Genomic DNA, 20,625 nt, shown 5'->3' on the forward strand with positions numbered 1-20,625 from the left:
GGGCAGCGTGTCATACACATCAGTTACATCAGTGCCAGACCCTCAGGTTCAGGTCTGTTCAGGAAACGTTGCAGCTGTTATTTTTTGCCGCCTTTCTTACCGGCTTCTGATGCTTTTTCACGATCGTTTTTAAAGTTTCCGCCGCCGCTGTTCTGGCCGCCTTTTTTACCGGCTTCAGAGGCCTTTTGCGGATTATCTGCGAAATTACCTGAACCACCACGATGCTCTGCCATAATTTACTCCGTTAATAGATTCATTCGGGATTACATAATGTGGTTGTTGCTCCCTGAGACTTCGCGAAATCACTTCACTTCCCTGCAGTGACAGGATTAAGTGTAGATAAAGCCAGGGCGCCAGCAAGCGCAACGGTAAAATCCCTATCTTACTGAAAAATAGTATTTATTTTTCCGAGCAGACGAATAAATATACTCTTTTCAACGGGTTAAAATATTTTTTCCCTGTTTTGCCCTGCCGGTGCGCTTAAACGCAATCAGAACCCCGTTCAGTTCATCTTTCAGCAACTAAAAGCCGGTAAAGGGCCAACAGGCGCTAACAAAACCGGGGTTTTGTTGTGCGGTGATGATTCGGGTCAAAACAGAAAAAGTGAAAAAAAGATAAAAAAAACCCCCGCCATCATGGCGGGGGAAGACAGGGATGTGTCTATGGCAAGGAAAACAGGGATACTATGTTACTGGTTACTGCTGGTACTACTCACTGCCTGCAGCGATGAGGCCGACTGCAAATTCGAAAACTGGCGCAGCTCGTTCAGCCGCCGCTGGTAATTCTTCTGTAACGTGGCCTGCTGGGCCGGCGTTAACAGCTGAAACATCTGATTCTGTACGCGTGCCATCTCAACCTGCTGTTCAACCTGAACTCTGGCGATAATTTCCGCTCTGTTGCGGATGGCCGCTTCGTTAAACTGGTCTGCAGTCACTAACTCATGAAGTGCTGCGATATCGTCAATATGAACCACCGGGCGATCATGTCGGGCCTGTTGCATCAGGTCACGCATCTGCTGACGTTGCTCTTCCGTCAGCTCAATGCCATCGAACATGTGGCTTTGCGGATTTTGCGTCATACTGCCTGTCGGAAATCCGCCATGATGCATCTCGTCAATCGTCGTCGCATCTTTAGCACCTGCACTGGCGATACTCAGGGTCATCGCTAAGGCAAGGACGACGGCGGTTAATTTGCGCATCGTGTACTCCAGTTCGTTCCGTTTTGCGATTCAACGAGAGCCAGTGTACGGCGACAGCTGCAAACATCCGTCAGGGGGTGTAAAACTACGTAAAGCGATGGATAGGTGCGCCAGGAACACGGTATTTTGCCTGCGGAGGGCTACAAAAATGAATAAAATCCTGTTGGTAGATGACGACCGCGAATTAACTTCGCTTTTGAAAGAACTGTTAGAAATGGAAGGGTTTGAAGTGGTAGTGGCCAGCGATGGTGAACAAGCGCTGAACCTGCTCGACAACTCTATTGATCTGCTTTTACTGGATGTCATGATGCCGAAGAAAAACGGTATCGACACCCTGAAAGAACTGCGACAGCAACATCAGACTCCCGTCATCATGCTGACCGCGCGCGGCAGCGAGCTGGATCGCGTGCTGGGCCTCGAACTGGGCGCAGATGACTATCTGCCTAAGCCGTTTAACGATCGTGAACTGGTGGCCCGTATCCGCGCGATTCTGCGGCGTTCGAACTGGAGTGAACAGCAACAGCAACACGATAACAGCTCACCGACGCTGGAAGTGGACTGCCTGCGTCTCAATCCCGGTCGTCAGGAGGCCAGCTTTGATGATGTGACGCTGGATCTGACCGGCACAGAATTTACCCTGCTCTATCTGCTGGCGCAGCATCTGGGCCAGGTGGTCTCACGCGAACACCTGAGTCAGGAAGTGCTGGGCAAGCGTCTGACGCCGTTTGACCGCGCCATTGATATGCATATCTCCAATCTGCGTCGCAAGCTGCCTGAGCGCCGTGATGGTCATCCCTGGTTTAAAACGTTACGCGGCCGCGGCTATCTGATGGTTTCGGCATCATGATTGGCAGTCTGACCACCCGCATCTTCGCTATTTTCTGGTTAACCCTGGCGCTGGTGCTGATGCTGGTGCTCATGGTACCTAAACTCGATTCACGTCAGATGACCTCGCTGCTGGAAAGTGAACAGCGGCAGGGCATCATGATTGAGCAGCACGTCGAAGCCGAGCTGTCACAGGATCCCCCCAACGATCTGATGTGGTGGCGTCGCCTGTTTCGTGCCGTCGAAAAATGGGCACCGCCGGGTCAGCGACTGCTGTTAGTCACCAGCGAAGGTCGGGTGATCGGCGCGCAACATAACGAAATGCAGGTGATCCGTAACTTTATCGGCCAGTCTGACAATGCCGATCATCCGCAGAAAAAGAAATATGGTCGGGTGGAGCTGGTCGGGCCTTTCTCCGTGCAGGATGGCGAAGACAACTACCAGCTTTACATGATCCGTCCCGCCAACAGCTCCCAGCTCGATTTTGTCAATCTGCTGTTTGACCGCCCGTTACTGCTGCTTATCGTGACGATGCTGATCAGCTCCCCGCTGCTGCTGTGGCTGGCCTGGAGCCTGGCGCGCCCGGCGCGTAAGCTGAAATATGCCGCCGATGAGGTGGCGAGCGGAAACCTGCGCCAGCACCCGGAACTGGAGTCAGGCCCGCAGGAGTTTCTGGCCGCCGGATCGAGCTTCAACCAGATGGTGAGTGCGCTGGAGCGGATGATGACCGGTCAGCAGCGCCTGCTATCGGACATTAGTCATGAACTTCGTACCCCGCTGACCCGCCTGCAACTGGCAACCGCGCTGCTGCGTCGTCGCCAGGGTGAAAGTAAAGAGCTGGGACGCATTGAGATGGAGGCGCAACGCCTTGATGGCATGATCAACGATCTGCTGGTGCTCTCGCGTACACAGCACAAGAATGCGCTGGTCAGCGAAGCGATGAAGGCCAATCAGTTGTGGAATGGGGTGCTGGAAGATGCCCGTTTCGAAGCTGAGCAGATGGGCAAGAAGATGGATATCCCCTATCCTCCGGGCCCGTGGCCACTCTATGGCAATCCGCACGCTCTGGAGAGTGCGCTCGAAAATATCGTGCGCAATGCGCTGCGCTATTCACACACCCACATCAGCGTCAGCTTCTCCGTCGATATTTCCGGTATCACGGTTCACGTCGATGATGATGGTCCTGGCGTAAGCCCGGAAGATCGGGAACAGATTTTCCGTCCCTTCTACCGGACCGATGAAGCGCGCGATCGCGAATCGGGCGGCACCGGGCTGGGCCTGGCCATTGTCGACACGGCCGTGCAGCAGCATCGCGGCTGGGTAAAAGCCGATGACAGCCCACTGGGCGGTCTGAGACTGACCCTCTGGTTACCGCTCTACTCCTCCGGTCGTCAATAATTTGTTATGCTTCGGCCCCTGTCATCGGGGGCCTTAATGCTTAACATTGTCTTGTTTGAACCAGAAATTCCGCCGAATACCGGCAATATCATCCGCCTGTGCGCCAACAGTGGCTTTCAGCTTCACCTGATCCAGCCGCTTGGCTTCGCCTGGGATGACAAGCGCTTACGCCGCGCCGGGCTGGATTACCATGAATTTACGGCCATCAGATTCCATGCGGATTATGCGGCGTTTCTCGCCTCAGAGGCACCAGAGCGTCTGTTTGCGCTGACGACCAAAGGCACGCCTGCACACAGTGCTGTGACGTATCAGGCGGGCGATTATCTGCTGTTCGGACCGGAGAGCCGTGGGCTGCCAGCTGAGATCCTGGCGGCGTTACCGGCGCAGCAGAAAATCCGTATCCCGATGCGGGCAGAAAGCCGCAGCATGAACCTGTCGAACGCCGTTTCGGTAGTGGTGTATGAAGCGTGGCGCCAGCTGGATTATGCCGGCGCGCTGATTAAGGACTAGATGCCGTCGCCGAACTGAAAACCCGCCAGGCTGCCGTTGAAGTGCTGATCCATATCCATTGATGGCTTATCGCTGCCTGGCTTGCCGACGATACGGGCGGGTACGCCTGCTGCCGTGGTGTGCGGCGGCACAGGCTGCAACACCACTGAACCGGCACCGATTTTTGCCCCCCGGCCCACTTCAATGTTGCCGAGCACTTTCGCACCGGCTCCAATCATGACCCCTTCACGGATTTTAGGATGGCGGTCGCCGCTGGTTTTACCGGTGCCGCCCAGCGTCACCGACTGCAGGATAGAGACATCGTTCTCCACGACTGCGGTTTCACCAATCACGATGCCTGTGGCGTGGTCGAGCATGATACCGTGACCGATGCTGGCAGCGGGATGAATGTCGACTGCAAACGAGACGGAGATTTCATTCTGCAGATAAACCGCCAGCGCACGACGGCCCTCATTCCACAACCAGTGGCCGATGCGGTACGCCTGCAGGGCGTGAAACCCTTTAAGGTAGAGCAGTGGCGTAGAGTATTTATCGACTGCCGGGTCGCGCTGACGCACCGCCTGAATATCGTAAGCCGCTGACAGTATCATCGACGGATCTTCACGGTAGGCTTCTTCGACGATTTCACGGATGGCGATGGCGGGCATAATCGGATTTGCCAGCTTGTTAGCCAGCATATAACTCAGAGCGCTACCGAGATTTTCATGCTTAAGCAATGTCGCGTGAAAGAAGCTGGCCAGCATCGGCTCACAATCAGCCAGGGCTCGCGCTTCTGCTTTGATATTATTCCAGACCAGTTCTAACTCATCAGACGACATTGCTGCTTTCTCCCGATAAAAAAAGCGCCTGAATGGGCGCTGCAGGTGATGATGCTACGCGTCCTGCGTTAGCCAGTGCTGTTTTCGTCCTTCCTTGTTCGTCCCAGCAGGCTCAATGCTGCATCTCTCGCCGGTTTTTCGCAATACAGCACCTGATAAATCTGCTCGGTAATCGGCATTTCCACACCGAATCTTGAAGCCAACGCTTTGACTTCTTTGGTGTTTCTGTAGCCCTCTACAACTTGTCCGATAATGCGTTGCGCGCTATCTACGTCTTCGCCCTGGCCCAGCATCATGCCAAACCGGCGGTTGCGCGACTGATTGTCCGTACAGGTCAGGACCAGATCGCCCAGGCCCGCCATCCCCATAAAGGTGGTGGGATCGGCACCCAGTGCAGCACCAAGCCGGCTCATCTCAGCCAGACCGCGGGTGATCAGTGCGGTTCGCGCGTTGGCGCCAAATCCGATACCGTCAGAGATCCCGGCTCCGATAGCAATCACGTTTTTCACCGCGCCGCCCAGCTGGACACCGACAAAATCGGGGTTGTTATAAACGCGGAAACTTTTACCGCAGTGCAGCTTCAGCTGGAGATCGTCAGCAAACTGCGCATCCGTTGCGGCCAGCGCGATAGCCGTCGGTAAGCCTGCGGCCAGCTCTTTGGCGAAGGTCGGCCCGGAGATCACGGCCAGCGGGATGGACTCGCCCAGAATCTCACGCGCCACATCCTGCAGCAGGCGCCCGGTCTCTTTTTCCAGCCCTTTGGTCGCCCAGACAATCCGCGAGTCAGACCGCAGATGCGGCTTTATCTGTTGCAGTACGTCGCCAAAGACATGGCTCGGCACCACGATCAATATGTCGCGGCTGGCTGCAATGGCTTTTTGCAGGTCGGGTTCAGGAGAGAGGTTATCGGGAAACGGAACGTCAGGAAGGAAAGCCGTGTTGCAGCGGTCGGTCTGAAGCTGCGCCAGATGCGCCGGGTTATGTCCCCACAACAGTACCGGATGGCCATTACGGGCCAGCGTAATCGCCAGAGCGGTGCCGTAGGAGCCGGCACCGATGACGCTAATCGAAGCGTGAGTGGTCATCAGGCATCCTGATGTTGTTGAGCACCTTCTTCACCCTGCTGCTGCTGCAGATAGTTCATGAACAGTGCATCAAAGTTGACCGGTGCCAGGTTCAGCTGCGGGAAGGTGCCACGTGATACCAGGCTGGTAATGCATTCACGGGCATACGGGAACAGGATGTTCGGGCAGTAAGCGCCCAGGCAATGTGCCATCTGCGTTCCTTCGATACCGCTGATGGTGAAGATACCGGCCTGCTGAACTTCACACAGGAAAGCGGTCTCTTCACCCACGTTGGCGGTTACAGTCACACGAAGTACCACTTCGTAAACATCGTCAGCCAGCTGAGAAGATGCAGTATCCAGATCCAGTTTAACGTCCGGTTCCCACTCTTTCTGGAAAACCTGCGGGGCATTAGGCGCTTCAAAAGAGATATCTTTTGTGAAGACGCGCTGAATCTGGAATTGCATTTCGTTCGTGTTATGTTCTGACATGTGACCAAATCCTATGTATGAGATTGTCCGGCGTAAACTTACGCCTGCAGTAAGGGATCTAAACCTTCGCGATTATCGAGTGCGAATAAGTCATCGCAGCCGCCAATGTGCTGCGCATCAATAAAAATCTGAGGCACGGTGGTGCGGCCACTACGCTTGATCATCTCTTCGCGTTTCGCCATGTCTCCATCAATGGGGATCTCCTGGAACGACACGCCTTTTTGCGTTAACAGCGCTTTCGCCCGATGGCAGTAAGGACAGGTGGCCTTGGTGTAAATTTCAACATTTGCCATGCTACGCACCTCTGTCAGGTTACAGGTTATTTACCGCGAACTAACGGCAGATTTTCGCCGCTCCAGCCGCTGATGCCATCTTTCAGAACAAAGACCTGCGGGAAGCCAGCAGCACTCAGATGTGCAGCGGAATCAGCCGCGCTTTGTCCGGTTGCACATACCACAATTATGGGCTGCGCTTTGTGCTTTTCCAGTTCGTCTGCGTTGCCTTTTTTAATCTCAGCGGCTGCCACATTCAGCGCACCTGAAATATGCCCTCTGCGAAAATCGTCGCGCGAACGCACGTCGACAACCACCGCGTCCTCTTTGTTAATCAGGCGGGTCGCTTCACCGCGGCTGATCGTTTTTACCTTAGAGAACATTCCTTTAACGGTAGTCACAATCACCAGAATGAGTAAAACGACCCATGCGAGACTCAGGATGGGGTGATTGCTTGCAAACTGCATAATTTCTTGCATGAGGGGTAACGACTCCAGACCGGGCTAATAAGCTAAAACAAGGGTTCTGAGTATACCTGCGCCACTTCGCATGTACAGATGCTATGCGGCGAGAGTATCGATTTGTGCGCCATTTTCCAAAAAAAGTGGCTGAATAGCAAAAATGGCGTAAGGCTTAATCCATCTCATTGTGAAAGCGGACATAACTGGTAAAGCAAATGCCGGTGGGGAGCACTGGTAAGCGGCGATTCATCGTGGAATAATCATTGGCCTATGAAGGGAAAAACTACCGTTTTGCACACAAGGACCCGTTCCAGCGGCGAAAATCGGCCGTTGTTCACACCGTTGTCCACCCTCTCCCTCAGCCTGCTTTGCGCGGGAGCACTGTTGTTGCCAGCTGTGGCACAGAGTGCGGAAGACAGTAAATCTCAGCTGCAATCTATTCAGCAGAACATTGCTGAAAAAGAGAAAAGCGTTAAGGCGCAGAAAGTGCAGCGCAGCAAATTACTGGATCAGTTGCAGAGTCAGGAAAAAATCATCGCCCAGGCGAGCCGTCAGTTGCGCGAAACCCGCAACAGCCTCACCGCCCTGAATAACGATATTAAACAGCTCACCACCTCCATCGCCCGGCTTGAGAAGCAGCAAAGCCAGCAGGAAAGCCTGCTGTCGCAACAGCTTGATGCCGCATTTCGTCAGGGCCAGCACAACGGTATACAGCTGTTGATGGGCGGAGAAGAGAGCCAGCGCAGCGAGCGTATTCTGGCCTATTTTGGCTATCTGAACGCGGCGCGCCAGAAAAGTATCGCCTCACTGCAACAGACGCGTCAGGACCTGGATCAGCAACGCGCTACGCTGGAGCAGAAGCAACAGCAGCAGAAAGCACTATTAGCCCAGCAGCAGGGCCAGCAGCAGAAGCTGCAGCAGGCGAGCGACGCGCGCAGGAAAACCCTTACGTCGCTGGAAAGCGCGCTGGAAAAAGATCAGGCCGATCTGGTCGAGATGCGTCAGAACGAAAGCCGGCTGCAGGATAAGATCGCCCGGGCAGAACGGGAAGCGCGTGAGCGCGCGGCGCGCGAAGCCCGTGAGGCAGAAAAAGTGCGTCAGCGCCAGGCGCAGGCCAAAGCCAAAGGCTCCAGCTATCAGCCGACCCAGAGCGAACGCGAACTGGTTGCCCGTACCGGAGGACTCGGTCGCGCGGGCGGACAGGCGTTGTGGCCGGTGCGCGGACGCATCGAACATCGCTTTGGTGAACAGCTGCAGGGTGAACTGCGCTGGAAAGGCCTGGTGATTGATGCGCGGGAAGGCACCGAGGTGAAAGCCATTGCCGACGGGCGGGTCCTGATGGCCGACTGGTTGCAGGGCTACGGTCTGGTCGTGGTGCTGGAACATGGTAAAGGCGACATGAGCCTCTATGGCTATAACCAGAGTGCACTGGTGAGCGTGGGGACACAGGTGAAGGCAGGACAGCCTATCGCCCTGGTGGGCACCAGCGGGGGGCGCGGTACCCCGTCGCTCTATTTTGAAATCCGACGTCAGGGACAGGCTGTCAATCCACTCCCGTGGTTAGGAAAATAAGTTTTGCTGCAACGTCGAAAAATCTCCTTTTTATTCAGCGCGCTGCTGTTCAGCTTCGCGGCGCAGGCAGGCAAGCTGGCTATTGTTATCGATGATGTGGGCTACCGGCCTGCCGAAGAGAACAAAGTTCTGCAGATGCCGCAGGCGATTTCAGTGGCTGTTCTGCCCAACGCACCCCATGCACGGGAGATGGCCACCAGAGCCCATCAGGGTGGACACGAAGTATTGATCCATCTGCCGATGGCGCCACTCAGCAAACAGCCACTGGAAAAAGATACGCTGACCCCGGAGATGAGCAGCGAAGAGATCACCCGCATTATGCGCAATGCGGTCAGTAACGTGCCTTACGCAGTCGGCCTGAACAACCACATGGGCAGCAGGATGACCTCGAGCCTTTCCGGTATGCAGAAGGTAATGCAGGCGCTGAATCACTATAACCTCTACTTTCTGGATAGCATGACCATCGCTAACAGCCAGGCGATTCCTGCCGCGCAGGGCACTCAGGTCAACGTTCTGAAACGCCGGGTGTTCCTGGATGACAGTCAGGATATTAACGCTATCCGCCAGCAGTTCAGCCGGGCGGTGAAGCTGGCACAGCGCGACGGGTATGCCATTGCTATCGGTCATCCCCACCCCAACACCGTTCGGGTGCTGCAGCAGATGCTGCCCTCGCTGCCCGCAGACATTACGCTGGTTCGCCCCAGCCAGTTGCTGAACGAAACACGCCACAGCGGCTCACAGACGCCAGCGGTTCCGGCGAAACCGGCGAAGCCGCGCTTCCAGCCGGCAGAACTATGTAAAGTGAAACAGCCGCTGGCGCCGGTTCCGGCGACCCGGGCGTTAACGGTGGTAGGCGAAAGCGTGAGTCACAGCCCGCTGTTTAGCACCCTGAAAAGTCTGTTCTGAATTTGCCATGAATGCTAAGTGCTAAGCTTAAAGTTCAATTGCAGGTAAAAATTACTATAATCCCGGTCGGGCGATAACATGCGGTGCGGGAATAGTAAGACGGATGACGATTAATAAACAAAAAATCCTGCTGCTGGATAACGGCAGAGAGTGGGGAGGCGGCACCAACAGTATGCTGGAGCTGCTGAAACGTATCGATCGTCAGAAATTTGATATTACCTGCTGCTTCTATCACAACTACAGCCGTGGCAACGACGAAACCATTGAGGCCACGCTCAATGCGCTGGCCATTCCGGTCTTTTTCATCCCGCAGATCAGGCAGCCGCGCTGGGCAAAATTTGTCAAAGAGGCCGTGCGGGCGCTGCTGTTTTTTAATAAAAAGCTGAAGAAGCGGGCTATCGATGAGATCGATACACGCTGGCGCATCATGCCCAACGCCAGCAAGATTAACTCCCTGCTCCAGCTGGGAAAATTCGACACGCTCTACATGAATAACCAGCCCAGCACCAATGTAGAGGGCTATCTGGCCGCGCGCAGCCTGGATGTGGCGGTGGTACAGCATTGCCGTATCGACCCGGTGCTGGAACCACGCCTGGTCAGCATGGTGAACCAGGAGTGCCAGGCGATTATTGCCGTGTCGCAGGGGGTAAATAAGACGCTGATCAGGCACGGTGTTGATGCGGAACGCTGTTTTACCGTCAACAATGCGATCGACATCCACCAGCCTTTACCTGACCGCCTCGACGTTCGCCAGCGTTTTAAACTCACCCCGACCACCTTTGTGTTTGGCACCATCGGCTCACTGATATTACGTAAATCTAATCATCACATTCTGCAGGCGCTGGGCCGTTTCAAACGGGCTCATCCCGACGCGGACTGGCGAATGGTAATTGTCGGTGCCGGCCCGGAACTCCAGCACCTGCTGCAACTCGCAACGGCGGAGAATATCCAGCAGCATGTGGTCTTTACGGGCTTTCAGAACAATGCGCTGGATTACCTCACCGCCTTTGATGCGTTTATTCTTGCCTCACGCAGTGAGGGCTTACCTCGGGTCGTGCTGGAGGCGATGCTGGTGAATACCGCCGTCATCGGTTCCCGTGTGGTCGGTACTGCCGAATTGATCAGTCATGACGAAACCGGGTTGCTGTTTGATTATGGCAACGTGGTGCAGCTGACCCAGCACTTAACCGCGCTGTGGCAGGATGCCGGCTTACGTCAGCGCCTGATCAATGCGGCAGCGAAACGCGTTCGTGAACAGTACGCCATTGAAACCTACATCAGCGGCGTTGAAAATATTCTGCAAAGTGTCGCTAATAAGAAACCTCATGCTTAATTTTTTAAATCCCCGTTATCGCCATATCCGGGCGAGCCATAACCTGCCTTATTCGCTAAAAGAAGTTCAGGGCTCGGTACCGGTTACCTCTGTTGTGATCCCCTGCACGGGCGCGGACTATATCGAAGAGGCGCTGCTCAGTGCCGATTTTGCGGCGCGCTTTGCCACGCAGGCAGAGGAGATTGTGATTGTCAGCGATCAGCCTGCCGACGCCTTTGGCAGCCTGCCCGCTAAAACCCGCGTGGCCACGCTGGATGTACCGCAGCGCGAAGAGCACTATCGCTACAAGCAGATCTATCGCAGTCGCTTAATCAAACTGCAGGCCCCGTTGCAGGCAAAAGGCGACGGCATTCTGATGATCGATTCCGACCTCAATCTGCTAAAGATGCCGGAGATCATGATGAAACCTGGCCATCTCTACTCCAGCTTTCGTCAGGGGAAAATGATTGCCAAGCTGGCTGATGCGCCACAGGAGGCGATTCCTGCCTACTACCCGCACAGTATCCGGCCTTATCTGGTGGATCACGTTAACGGTGCCTATCTGGCGGCGACCCGTGAGGTCTGGCAGCGTATTTCACCGCTGTGGCTGACGCTGTTCAATGACACCTGGCATCTGATGAACGACAGTCAGCCGCCGACCGATCAGCTGCCGCTCGCGGTGCTGCTGGATATGCTGGACATTAAAACTGTCAATCTGGGCGAATGGGCTAACTGGCCGGTCTCCAAGAAAATCGGCGGTCAGTCTGCGGTGATCCCGGCGGAGGTGGTCGGCGCACACGGCGGCTTTCCGCTGTCGGAATGGCAAAAATATCTGGCCGATCCGCAACAGCCGCTCCACTTTAAAGGTCAGGATTACACGCGCAAGGTGCGCTATCTGACCGACGAAGAGAAGAAGCAACGCTAATTATCCGGCCGCTGCGGCGGCCGGTGTGTTAATCCCAGCTCAGTATTACCTTTCCCGAGCGTCCTGAACGCATCTCATCAAAGCCCTGCTGGAAGTCGTCAATCCCATAGCGATGCGTAATGACCGGCGTTAAGTCGAGACCGGACTGGATCAGCGCCGCCATTTTGTACCAGGTTTCAAACATCTCCCGGCCATAAATGCCCTTGATAAAGAGCCCCTTGAAGATCACCTGATTCCAGTCGATAGCCATCTCACCCGGCGGAATACCCAGCAGGGCAATCCGCCCGCCGTGATTCATTACGTCGAGCAGCGCGCGAAACGCAGGAGGCGCGCCGGACATCTCCAGTCCGACATCAAATCCTTCCGTCATCCCCAGCGAATGCATGACGTCGCGCAGATTTTCATGGGCCACATTGACCGCGCGGGTGACGCCCATTTTTCGCGCCAGCGCCAGTCGGTAGTCATTGATGTCGGTGATCACGACGTTACGCGCGCCGACATGGCGGCATACCGCCGCGGCCATGATGCCGATAGGCCCCGCGCCGGAGATCAGCACATCCTCGCCCACCAGATCGAACGACAGCGCGGTATGCACGGCATTACCAAACGGGTCAAAGATCGCGGCCAGCTCATCGGAAATGTTGTCGGGAATTCTGAAGGCGTTAAAGGCCGGGATGACCAGATATTCCGCAAAGCAGCCCTGACGGTTAACGCCCACGCCCATGCTGTTCCGGCACAGATGCGTTCGCCCGGCGCGGCAGTTGCGGCAATGCCCGCAGGTGATATGCCCCTCTCCCGACACCCGATCGCCAGGCGTAAAGCCCTTTACCTCTTGGCCTATAGCCACCACTTCACCCACATATTCATGACCGACAATCATCGGCACCGGAATGGTTTTGCGCGACCAGTCATCCCAGTTGTAGATGTGGACATCGGTGCCGCAGATAGCGGTTTTACGGATTTTAATCAGCAGGTCGTTGTGGCCCGGCTCAGGAACCGGCGCATCGGTCACCATCCAGATGCCCGTTTCCCTCTTCAGTTTGGCGAGTGCTTTCATAACAGACTCCTCAGGCGATGACGCCCAGCTGTTTGCCGATACGGGTAAAGGCGGCCACCGCTCGCTCCAGCTGCTGCTGGGTATGTGCCGCAGAGATTTGCGTGCGAATGCGTGCCTGCCCTTTTGGCACGACCGGATAGAAGAAGCCGGTAACGTAGATGCCTTCCTGTTGCAGCAGGTGGGCAAACTGCTGAGCGACGCTGGCCTCACCCAGCATCACCGGAATAATGGCGTGATCGGCCCCGGCCAGCGTAAAGCCCGCTGCGGTCATCTGCTGCCGGAAGAAACGGGCGTTATCCCGGAGACGCTGACGCAGCCCATCGCCTTCGCTGAGCAGATCCAGTACCCGCAGCGAGGCGGCCACAATCGCCGGAGCCAGCGAGTTGGAGAAGAGATAGGGACGGGAACGCTGGCGCAGCCACTCCACCACTTCCGCTTTTGCTGCGGTGTAGCCACCAGAGGCGCCGCCCAGCGCTTTGCCCAGCGTGCCGGTAATGATGTCAACCCGGCCCATCACGTCACAATATTCATGGGTGCCACGTCCGCCATTCCCGACAACACCCACCGCGTGGGAATCATCCACCATCACCAGCGCAGAGAACTCTTCAGCCAGGTCGCAGATGGCGGGCAGATTGGCGATGACCCCATCCATGGAGAAAACGCCATCGGTGGCGATCAGGATATGGCGTGCGCCTTTATCGCGCGCCTGCTGCAGGCAATCCCGCAGCGCCGTCATGTCGTTGTTCGCGTAGCGGTAGCGCTGCGCTTTGCAGAGCCGGATGCCGTCGATGATGGAGGCGTGATTCAGCGCATCGGAAATAATGGCATCCTCTGCATCCAGCAGCGTTTCAAACAGGCCGCCGTTGGCGTCAAAGCAGGAGGAGTAGAGAATGGCATCTTCCATACCGAGAAACGCGGCCAGCCGCTTTTCCAGCTGCTTATGGCTGTCCTGCGTGCCACAGATAAAGCGCACCGACGCCATGCCAAAGCCGTGCGAATCCATCCCCGCCTTCGCGGCCTGAATCAGCGCCGGATGATTGGCCAGGCCCAGATAGTTATTGGCGCAAAAGTTAATCACTGCCGGACCGTGACCTACCGCTATCTCTGTCTGCTGGGCAGAGGTGAGGATCCGCTCCTGTTTAAACAGCCCTTCCTGACGTGCATCATCCAGTTGCTGACGAAGTTGTTGATAAAATTGCGCAGGCATCATTGCTCTCCTCAGATGGCAAAAACCTGGCATATCTTACTGGACAGGGCGCTTCTTAACGATAAAACGCCCAACAGAATGTCATTTTTGCAGCATAGTTCACGCCTCTAGGTGGCAGCCCTGTGGCGTTACAGAGTCATCTGGCTGTCTGCACCCTGATGAAATGTTATGATGTGAGGTATTCGTGTGTGAAACCTCCTGTTTCACCCCACAACATTGAAGGTAACAACATGATTATCGTAACTGGCGGCGCAGGAATGATTGGCAGCAACATCGTCAAAGCGCTGAACGATCGCGGTCACACCGACATTCTGGTGGTGGATAATCTGAAGGATGGCACTAAGTTTGCCAATTTAGTCGACCTGGATATCGTCGATTACATGGACAAAGAAGAGTTTCTGATGAGCGTGATCGCGGGCGACGATTTAGGCCCGATTGAAGCGGTATTCCATCAGGGTGCCTGCTCCTCCACGACCGAGTGGGATGGCAAGTACATGATGGAGAACAACTATCAGTACTCCAAAGAGCTGCTGCACTACTGCCTGGAGCGTGAGATCCCGTTCCTTTATGCCTCTTCTGCAGCGACCTATGGCGGCCGCAATGAAAACTTCATCGAAGAGCGTCAGTATGAGCAGCCGCTGAATGTGTATGGCTACTCCAAAATGCTGTTCGACCACTATGTTCGTCAGATGCTGCCGGAAGCGAACTCGCCGGTGTGCGGCTTCCGCTACTTCAACGTCTATGGCCCGCGTGAAGGCCATAAAGGCAGCATGGCAAGCGTGGCGTTCCATCTGAACACCCAGATCAGCAACGATGAAAATCCAAAACTGTTTGAAGGCAGTGACGGCTTCAAACGCGATTTCATCCACGTTGATGATGTGGCAGCCGTAAACCTGTGGTGCTGGGAAAACGGCGTCTCCGGGATCTACAACTGTGGCACAGGCCGCGCCGAATCGTTCCAGGAAGTGGCCGACGCCGTGCTGAAGTTTCATCAGAAAGGGCAGATTGAGTACATCCCGTTCCCGGAAAAACTCAAAGGCCGTTATCAGGCTTACACCCAGGCCGATCTCACGAAGCTGCGTGCCGCGGGCTATGACAAGCCGTTTAAAACGGTGGCGCAGGGCGTCGCTGACTATATGGTCTGGCTGAATCGCAACGCATAAAGGAAGCTGCTCCGGCGATGAAAATTCTGGTAATCGGCCCGTCGTGGGTCGGCGATATGATGATGTCGCAAAGTCTCTATCGCACCCTCAAGGCCGAACATCCCGATGCGGTGATAGACGTGATGGCACCGGCATGGTGTCGTCCCCTGCTGTCACGCATGCCGGAGGTCAGTCAGGCGCTGGCCATGCCCCTGGGCCATGGCGCGCTGGAACTCGGCGAGCGTCGCCGGCTGGGCAAGGCACTGCGCGACAGCCATTATGACCGGGCCTACGTGCTGCCTAACTCCTTTAAGTCGGCGCTGGTTCCCTTCTTTGCCGGCATCCCACGCCGCGTCGGCTGGCGGGGGGAGATGCGCTATGGCCTGCTGAACGATCTGCGGGTGCTGGATAAAGCCGCGTTCCCGCTGATGGTTGAGCGCTACGTGGCGCTGGGCTACGACACGCCTGTCGCCTCGGCGGCGCAGCTGCCGCAGCCGCTCCTGTGGCCAAAGTTGCAGGTTGAAGAGCGGGAGATGCGGGAAACGGCCGCACAGTTTCAGCTCACCGCAACGCGTCCGATCATCGGTTTTTGTCCGGGCGCGGAATTTGGCCCGGCTAAACGCTGGCCGCACTACCACTACGCCGCCCTGGCCCGCCAGCTGATCGCCGAAGGCTTTCAGATCCTGCTGTTTGGCTCCGCCAAAGATCGCCCGACCGGTGAAGAGATCATCGCGGCACTGCCGGAAGAGAGTCGCAGCCACTGCCGCAACCTGGCGGGTGAAACCCAGCTGGAGCAGGCGGTCATCCTGCTGGCGCAATGCCGCGCCGTGGTCAGTAACGACTCCGGCCTGATGCACATCGCCGCCGCACTGGATCGTCCGCTGGTGGCACTCTATGGACCCAGCAGCCCTGACTTTACGCCACCGCTGGCCCGCCAGGCGCGCATTATTCGCCTGATTACCGGCTATCACAAAGTGCGTAAGGGCGATGCCGAACAGGGGTATCACCAGAGCCTGATTGATATTCAGCCTGAGCGCGTTCTTCAGACGCTGAATGAGCTCCTTGCGCCGCAGGAGGTGCCATGCACGTCCTGATTGTTAAAACGTCCTCAATGGGGGATGTGCTGCATTCGCTGCCGGCTCTGACCGATGCGATGCATGCCATTCCCGGCATCCGTTTTGACTGGGTAGTGGAAGAGAATTTCGCCCAGATCCCTGGCTGGCACCCTGCCGTGGATCAGGTGTTACCGGTCGCGATTCGCCGCTGGCGCAAACACTGGTTTGGCAGTCAGCAGCGTGAAGAGCGCGTGCAGTTTAAGCGCGCGTTACAGTCGCGCGAGTACGATATCGTGATTGATGCCCAGGGGCTGATCAAAAGTGCCGCGCTGGTGACCCGTTTATCCAAAGGGGTAAAGCACGGGCAGGATAGCCGCAGCGCGCGTGAACCTTTTGCCAGCTGGTGGTATGACGTCCGCCATGAGATCAGCAAACGCCAGCACGCCGTTGAGCGGACGCGCGAGCTGTTCGCCAAAAGCCTGGGCTATGAAAAGCCGCAAACGCAGGGTGACTACGCGATTGCCGGGCATTTCCTGCATCATCTGCCCGCGGATGCGCATCACTATCTGGTCTTTCTGCATGCCACAACGCGTGACAACAAGCACTGGCCGGAATCCCACTGGCGACAGCTGATTGAGCAGATGCAGCCCAGCGGATTGCGGGTGAAGCTGCCCTGGGGTGCCGAGCATGAGCATCAGCGTGCGCTGCGCCTGGCTGAAGGTTTTGAGCATGTCGAGGTGCTGCCTAAGCTGACGCTGGAAGCGATCGCCCGACAGCTGGCAGGCGCGCGGGCGGTGGTCTCTGTGGATACCGGTTTAAGCCATCTGACCGCCGCACTGGATCGTCCTAATCTCACGCTGTATGGCCCGACCGATCCGGGTCTGATTGGCGGCTACGGGCAGAACCAACAGGCGCTGAGCGCCCCGAATCACAATCTGGCGGAGCTGACAGCTGGCGCCGTGGCAGAGAAACTGCAGGCCGTTATCGGGAAAAATGCGCCATGAACTATGTGCTGATCTATCTGCTGCTGCTGCCTTTCCGCACCCTGATGCGGCTCTTTTACCGGCCCACCGGCCGCAGTCTGGTGATTCAGACGGCGAAGATCGGGGATTTTATTAACATCACCCCGATGCTGCGCGCCCTGGGTCAGTCTGAACTGCTGATCAGCAAATCGGTAGAGCCGCTGGCGCGTCACGATGACACGGTCAGCCGCTATTTTCTGATTGAAGAGGCGAAGCGCAGCTTTTTTGCCAAACTCAGACTCGCCTTCACGCTGATGAACCGTTATGACCATGTTTATCTGGTTCAGCCCAACAGCGTTAACCTCTTTTTTGCGGCGCTGTGCAACGCACCGAACAAACAGTTTCTGCGCACCTATGTGCGTAAATCCTATCATGCGATCTTCTATCGCAGCGCCAGTGGCATCGTCGACCACGCGAAAACGGATTTGACGCTCGACAGCTATTTGAAGCTGATTAATCGGGACTACCGCTACACCGATTTTCCCAAGCATGCCACGTCACCGCTCTGGCAGCCGCCTGCGCCTCCTGCCGCGCTGCTGCATCCGCGCAGCGGGATTAAGATCGGCATCAGCATTTCTGCCGGGAATCGGGCTAAAACCATTCCTGCCGCCATCTGGCAGCAGCTGATGGCGTCGCTGGCTGAGCTGCCCTGCACCTTTTATGTCTTTGGTCCACCAGCCGAGCAGCCGTGGCTGGATGAATTACTGAGCCTGACCGGCCCGCAGGAGAATATTGTCAGCCTGATTGGCGCGCTGAAGCTGGAAGAGGTGCCATGGGCCATCTCGCAGATGGATTTTTATATTTCATCGGATTCCGGTAATGCTTATATTGCTGACGCCCGACAGATACCGGTCATTATGCTCTATGGCCCCTGTGAGATCAGGGAACAGCGCCCGGTTAATAATGTCCTGTTTATCGGACCAGACAATATCGCCGCATCGACCTTTGTTTTTGCCACGCGATTTAAGTTTGATCAGCCCGCTGAAAAATTATTCGGGCTGGATGCCGACAAACTGACTAGAATACAAACGTTTATTACTCATAATCTGGAATAGTGAAGCGTAATGGCAATTACCCCTCTTGCTGATGCCGTTCAGCAAAGTCAGCTGCTGGTCAACACGCTTGCGGATGCGGATGATAATCCGGTTCACGTTGCGTTTGGCATCAACCACGCTTACGCGCGTGGTCTGGGTATTACGTTGTTTTCACTTCTCAGCCATCACCCCGACACCGCTTTCCACGCCCATATTTTCTCTGACTCGCTGCAGAAAGAGGATGTGGAAAAGCTGCGCTCAATGGCGTCGGGCTATCGTCTGGCCATCACTCTGCATATTTTTAACAGTGCCTGGGTCGATCAGTTGCCGGCGGTCGGGCGCTATCCCAAAAGTATCCATTACCGCTTTCTGATCCCTGAAACGGTGGCGCGTTACAGCGATCGGGTAATCTACATTGATGCGGACACGCTGGTCGTCGGCGATTACTCCCCCCTGTTCACGCTGGATATCACGGACTACACGCTGGCAGCCTGCAACGACACCCCGCGTGCGCGTCATAACCAGTGCGCGCGACTCGGGCTGCAACGCCATGACTATTTCAACTCCGGCTTTATGCTGATCAATATTCCACGCTGGCTCGCCAGACAGACTACCGCGCGGATCACTGAGGTTCTGGTAACCCGGGGCGCAGCCTTCGGTTTTCCCGACCAGGATGCGCTGAATATTGTGCTGGAGGATGAGGTGCTGATCCTGCCGGATCGCTACAACCACATCTACGACATCATCGCGAACAAGGTCTGGGACCACTCCCGCGTGCCCGCTGACACCGTGATGATTCACTATACCGGTAAGTGTAAGCCCTGGCATGCCTGGGCCGGCAGCGACCTGTCCCTGCTCTATTACAGCTATTACCAGCGCTCGCCCTGGGCTTCTCAGCCTCTTGATTTACCCAGACATTATAAAGAGATGAAGCGCTTTGCCCGTATCAAGTGGCATCAGAAGCAGTATGCAGAAAGCGTGAGCTGGATGATGCATTACGTCAGGCTCAAATTTTTTTAGTCAGCGCTCTCCACCTGTCAAACCGCTCCGGGCGCGGTGACTGCCGCGCCATCTTTTCCCTCAGTGCCCCACCGCTGTCTGCCAGATCCTTTTGAAAATGCTGCTGATAAACCCCAGGCACACTATGCTGTTTACCGGCGCGGCCGCGTTGCGTAAAAAAGAGGCAGATAGTGCATTATTACGCGCGCGCGTGGTTTTTCGTGAAGCAGGGAGGCGACACCGTTTTATAATCGTGGATTAATGTATGCCATTCTGCTGATTTGGAAATGATTTATGACGAGGCAACGCCCTTTGACAGTGAACAGAATGCTGGTGCAGATATTGTCATGAGTACTTCTCCTCTGCTGAGTATCATTACCCCGATGTACAATGCGGGCAGCATGTTTGATGAGTTCATGCAGGCACTGCTGGCGCAGACGCTGACCTCGCTGGAGATCATCATCGTCGATGATGGTTCTACTGACGGCTCAGGCGAGCGCGCTGACCACTATGCAGAACATCACTCCCACATTCGCGTGATTCATCAGGAAAATGGCGGCGTGTCGCGCGCCCGTAACGCCGGGCTGGCGATAGCGCGCGGCAAATATGTCACCTTTCCGGATGCGGATGACACCATGCAGCCCGGGATGTACCAGACGCTGGTAACGCTGGCGGAAACGGACAATCTGGATGCGGCACAGTGCAACGCCGAATGGTTTTTCAAACACAGCCAGCGGGTAAAACCCCTGATACCACTGGATCGCCTGCGCAGCACGCCGGTGCTGAGCGGCGCTGACTGGCTCAATACCGCGCTGAAAACCCGCCGCTATATGCATGTGGTCTGGCTGGGCATCTACCGCCGGTCGCTAATCGAGCAGTACCAGTTGCAGTTCGAGCCGGGCCTGCATCATCAGGATATTCCCTGGACCACCGAGTTTATGCTGCTGGCAAAACGCGTGCGTTACACCGATGCGGTGCTCTACCGCTACTATATGCATGACGCGTCAATCAGTAACCGCAAACGCACCGGCGAGCGCAACGTCGAATATCAGCGCCACTACCTGAAGATTGCGCGGCTGCTGGAAGAGATTAATATCCGCTATCGTGACCGCGTGCGGATCTACCCGTCGTTTCACGCTCAGGTGACGCATGAAGCGCTCAGTGTCTGCCATAGCGTGAGACGTGAGCCTGATGCCCGCGCACGCCAGGCGATCATCGCCGATCTGTTCGCGACCCGGACACACCGGCGCATGTTACGCAACGCCCGCGGCATTAAGCAGTGGTATCAGTTACTGCTGTGGCTGGGACGGCTCTATCGCTGGCGCGATAAATAACCCCTGAGGCTGGCTTTATCCTA

At 56.1% G+C, this 20,625-nt stretch carries 22 protein-coding genes; 13 read left to right on the forward strand and 9 right to left on the reverse strand.

The features are described from left to right. Positions 1 to 77: 77 nt before the first annotated feature. A complete protein-coding gene (locus S7A_RS03685; RefSeq protein ID WP_003851267.1) occupies positions 78 to 233 on the reverse strand; it encodes a general stress protein in 156 nt (51 codons plus the stop codon). 455 nt (positions 234 to 688) lie between these two features. Continuing rightward, positions 689 to 1,198 carry a cell-envelope stress modulator CpxP gene (gene cpxP / locus S7A_RS03690; RefSeq protein ID WP_009088061.1) on the reverse strand — a complete coding sequence of 170 codons (510 nt, stop codon included), beginning with the start codon at positions 1,196 to 1,198 and terminating at the stop codon, positions 689 to 691. Positions 1,199 to 1,346: 148 nt separating this feature from the next. Here cpxP and cpxR point away from each other — a divergent pair, with 148 nt between their 5' ends. Genes cpxR through trmL form a run of 3 tightly spaced genes read left to right on the forward strand, consistent with a single transcriptional unit; the run spans position 1,347 to position 3,931 of the window. Beyond that, the gene (gene cpxR, locus S7A_RS03695; protein WP_009088062.1) at positions 1,347 to 2,045 is read left to right on the forward strand and encodes an envelope stress response regulator transcription factor CpxR; all 699 of its coding nucleotides are present in this window, start codon (positions 1,347 to 1,349) and stop codon (positions 2,043 to 2,045) included. Then, on the forward strand, positions 2,042 to 3,421 hold the full coding sequence (gene cpxA, locus S7A_RS03700) for an envelope stress sensor histidine kinase CpxA (RefSeq protein WP_009088064.1): 1,380 nt from the start codon (positions 2,042 to 2,044) through the stop codon (positions 3,419 to 3,421). Before cpxR ends, cpxA begins: the two co-directional genes overlap by 4 nt. A gap of 36 nt (positions 3,422 to 3,457) precedes the next feature. Then, positions 3,458 to 3,931 (forward strand): tRNA (uridine(34)/cytosine(34)/5-carboxymethylaminomethyluridine(34)-2'-O)-methyltransferase TrmL, encoded by a 474-nt coding sequence (gene trmL / locus S7A_RS03705; RefSeq protein ID WP_009088065.1) that lies wholly within the window; start codon positions 3,458 to 3,460, stop codon positions 3,929 to 3,931. On the opposite strand, the gene cysE is transcribed toward trmL, so the two are convergent. The 5 genes from cysE to S7A_RS03730 form a co-directional block, all read right to left on the reverse strand. After that, complete coding sequence (cysE, locus tag S7A_RS03710) at positions 3,928 to 4,749, reverse strand: serine O-acetyltransferase (RefSeq protein WP_009088067.1); 822 nt, start codon at positions 4,747 to 4,749, stop codon at positions 3,928 to 3,930. The genes trmL and cysE overlap by 4 nt on opposite strands. Positions 4,750 to 4,817: 68 nt before the next feature. Then, positions 4,818 to 5,834, reverse strand: a complete 1,017-nt coding sequence (gpsA, locus tag S7A_RS03715; protein WP_009088068.1) for an NAD(P)H-dependent glycerol-3-phosphate dehydrogenase — start codon at positions 5,832 to 5,834, stop codon at positions 4,818 to 4,820. Further along, positions 5,834 to 6,304, reverse strand: a complete 471-nt coding sequence (gene secB, locus S7A_RS03720; RefSeq protein WP_009088070.1) for a protein-export chaperone SecB — start codon at positions 6,302 to 6,304, stop codon at positions 5,834 to 5,836. Before secB ends, gpsA begins: the two co-directional genes overlap by 1 nt. Before the next feature lie 38 nt (positions 6,305 to 6,342). Next, positions 6,343 to 6,597 carry a glutaredoxin 3 gene (grxC, locus tag S7A_RS03725; RefSeq protein ID WP_009088072.1) on the reverse strand — a complete coding sequence of 85 codons (255 nt, stop codon included), beginning with the start codon at positions 6,595 to 6,597 and terminating at the stop codon, positions 6,343 to 6,345. A gap of 26 nt (positions 6,598 to 6,623) precedes the next feature. After that, positions 6,624 to 7,055 carry a rhodanese-like domain-containing protein gene (locus S7A_RS03730; RefSeq protein WP_009088074.1) on the reverse strand — a complete coding sequence of 144 codons (432 nt, stop codon included), beginning with the start codon at positions 7,053 to 7,055 and terminating at the stop codon, positions 6,624 to 6,626. A gap of 252 nt (positions 7,056 to 7,307) precedes the next feature. Here S7A_RS03730 and envC point away from each other — a divergent pair, with 252 nt between their 5' ends. The 4 genes from envC (at position 7,308) to S7A_RS03750 (ending at position 11,752) form a co-directional block, all read left to right on the forward strand. Next, positions 7,308 to 8,609 (forward strand): murein hydrolase activator EnvC, encoded by a 1,302-nt coding sequence (gene envC / locus S7A_RS03735; protein WP_033736104.1) that lies wholly within the window; start codon positions 7,308 to 7,310, stop codon positions 8,607 to 8,609. Between the two features lie 3 nt (positions 8,610 to 8,612). Further along, a complete protein-coding gene (locus tag S7A_RS03740; protein ID WP_009088079.1) occupies positions 8,613 to 9,515 on the forward strand; it encodes a divergent polysaccharide deacetylase family protein in 903 nt (300 codons plus the stop codon). Positions 9,516 to 9,618: 103 nt separating this feature from the next. Then, positions 9,619 to 10,848 (forward strand): glycosyltransferase, encoded by a 1,230-nt coding sequence (locus S7A_RS03745; RefSeq protein WP_009088081.1) that lies wholly within the window; start codon positions 9,619 to 9,621, stop codon positions 10,846 to 10,848. Further along, positions 10,841 to 11,752 carry a hypothetical protein gene (locus S7A_RS03750; RefSeq protein WP_009088083.1) on the forward strand — a complete coding sequence of 304 codons (912 nt, stop codon included), beginning with the start codon at positions 10,841 to 10,843 and terminating at the stop codon, positions 11,750 to 11,752. The genes S7A_RS03745 and S7A_RS03750 overlap by 8 nt, the downstream gene beginning before the upstream one ends. Before the next feature lie 28 nt (positions 11,753 to 11,780). Here S7A_RS03750 and tdh read toward each other — a convergent pair whose 3' ends face one another. Both tdh and S7A_RS03760 read right to left on the reverse strand, forming a co-directional pair. Continuing rightward, positions 11,781 to 12,809 carry an L-threonine 3-dehydrogenase gene (gene tdh / locus S7A_RS03755; RefSeq protein ID WP_009088086.1) on the reverse strand — a complete coding sequence of 343 codons (1,029 nt, stop codon included), beginning with the start codon at positions 12,807 to 12,809 and terminating at the stop codon, positions 11,781 to 11,783. Between the two features lie 10 nt (positions 12,810 to 12,819). Then, entirely contained in the window at positions 12,820 to 14,016 is a 1,197-nt protein-coding gene (locus S7A_RS03760; protein WP_009088088.1) for a glycine C-acetyltransferase, read from the reverse strand. A 230-nt stretch (positions 14,017 to 14,246) separates the two neighbouring features. On the opposite strand from S7A_RS03760, the gene rfaD reads away from it, so the two are divergent. The 6 genes from rfaD to S7A_RS03790 all read left to right on the forward strand — a co-directional run bounded on the left by rfaD (position 14,247) and on the right by S7A_RS03790 (position 20,602). Next, on the forward strand, positions 14,247 to 15,179 hold the full coding sequence (rfaD, locus tag S7A_RS03765) for an ADP-glyceromanno-heptose 6-epimerase (RefSeq protein ID WP_009088090.1): 933 nt from the start codon (positions 14,247 to 14,249) through the stop codon (positions 15,177 to 15,179). 17 nt (positions 15,180 to 15,196) lie between these two features. Then, positions 15,197 to 16,252, forward strand: a complete 1,056-nt coding sequence (gene rfaF / locus S7A_RS03770; protein ID WP_009088091.1) for an ADP-heptose--LPS heptosyltransferase RfaF — start codon at positions 15,197 to 15,199, stop codon at positions 16,250 to 16,252. Further along, positions 16,240 to 17,217 carry a lipopolysaccharide heptosyltransferase RfaC gene (rfaC, locus tag S7A_RS03775; RefSeq protein WP_009088093.1) on the forward strand — a complete coding sequence of 326 codons (978 nt, stop codon included), beginning with the start codon at positions 16,240 to 16,242 and terminating at the stop codon, positions 17,215 to 17,217. The genes rfaF and rfaC overlap by 13 nt, the downstream gene beginning before the upstream one ends. Then, complete coding sequence (locus S7A_RS03780; RefSeq protein ID WP_009088095.1) at positions 17,214 to 18,290, forward strand: glycosyltransferase family 9 protein; 1,077 nt, start codon at positions 17,214 to 17,216, stop codon at positions 18,288 to 18,290. The genes rfaC and S7A_RS03780 overlap by 4 nt, the downstream gene beginning before the upstream one ends. A 9-nt stretch (positions 18,291 to 18,299) precedes the next feature. Continuing rightward, entirely contained in the window at positions 18,300 to 19,289 is a 990-nt protein-coding gene (locus tag S7A_RS03785; protein ID WP_009088096.1) for a glycosyltransferase family 8 protein, read from the forward strand. Between the two features lie 326 nt (positions 19,290 to 19,615). Then, on the forward strand, positions 19,616 to 20,602 hold the full coding sequence (locus S7A_RS03790; protein WP_237712302.1) for a glycosyltransferase: 987 nt from the start codon (positions 19,616 to 19,618) through the stop codon (positions 20,600 to 20,602). Positions 20,603 to 20,625 lie beyond the last annotated feature (23 nt).

It is taken from the genome of Pantoea sp. Sc1 (assembly GCF_000255315.1).
Taxonomy (GTDB): domain Bacteria; phylum Pseudomonadota; class Gammaproteobacteria; order Enterobacterales; family Enterobacteriaceae; genus Pantoea; species Pantoea anthophila.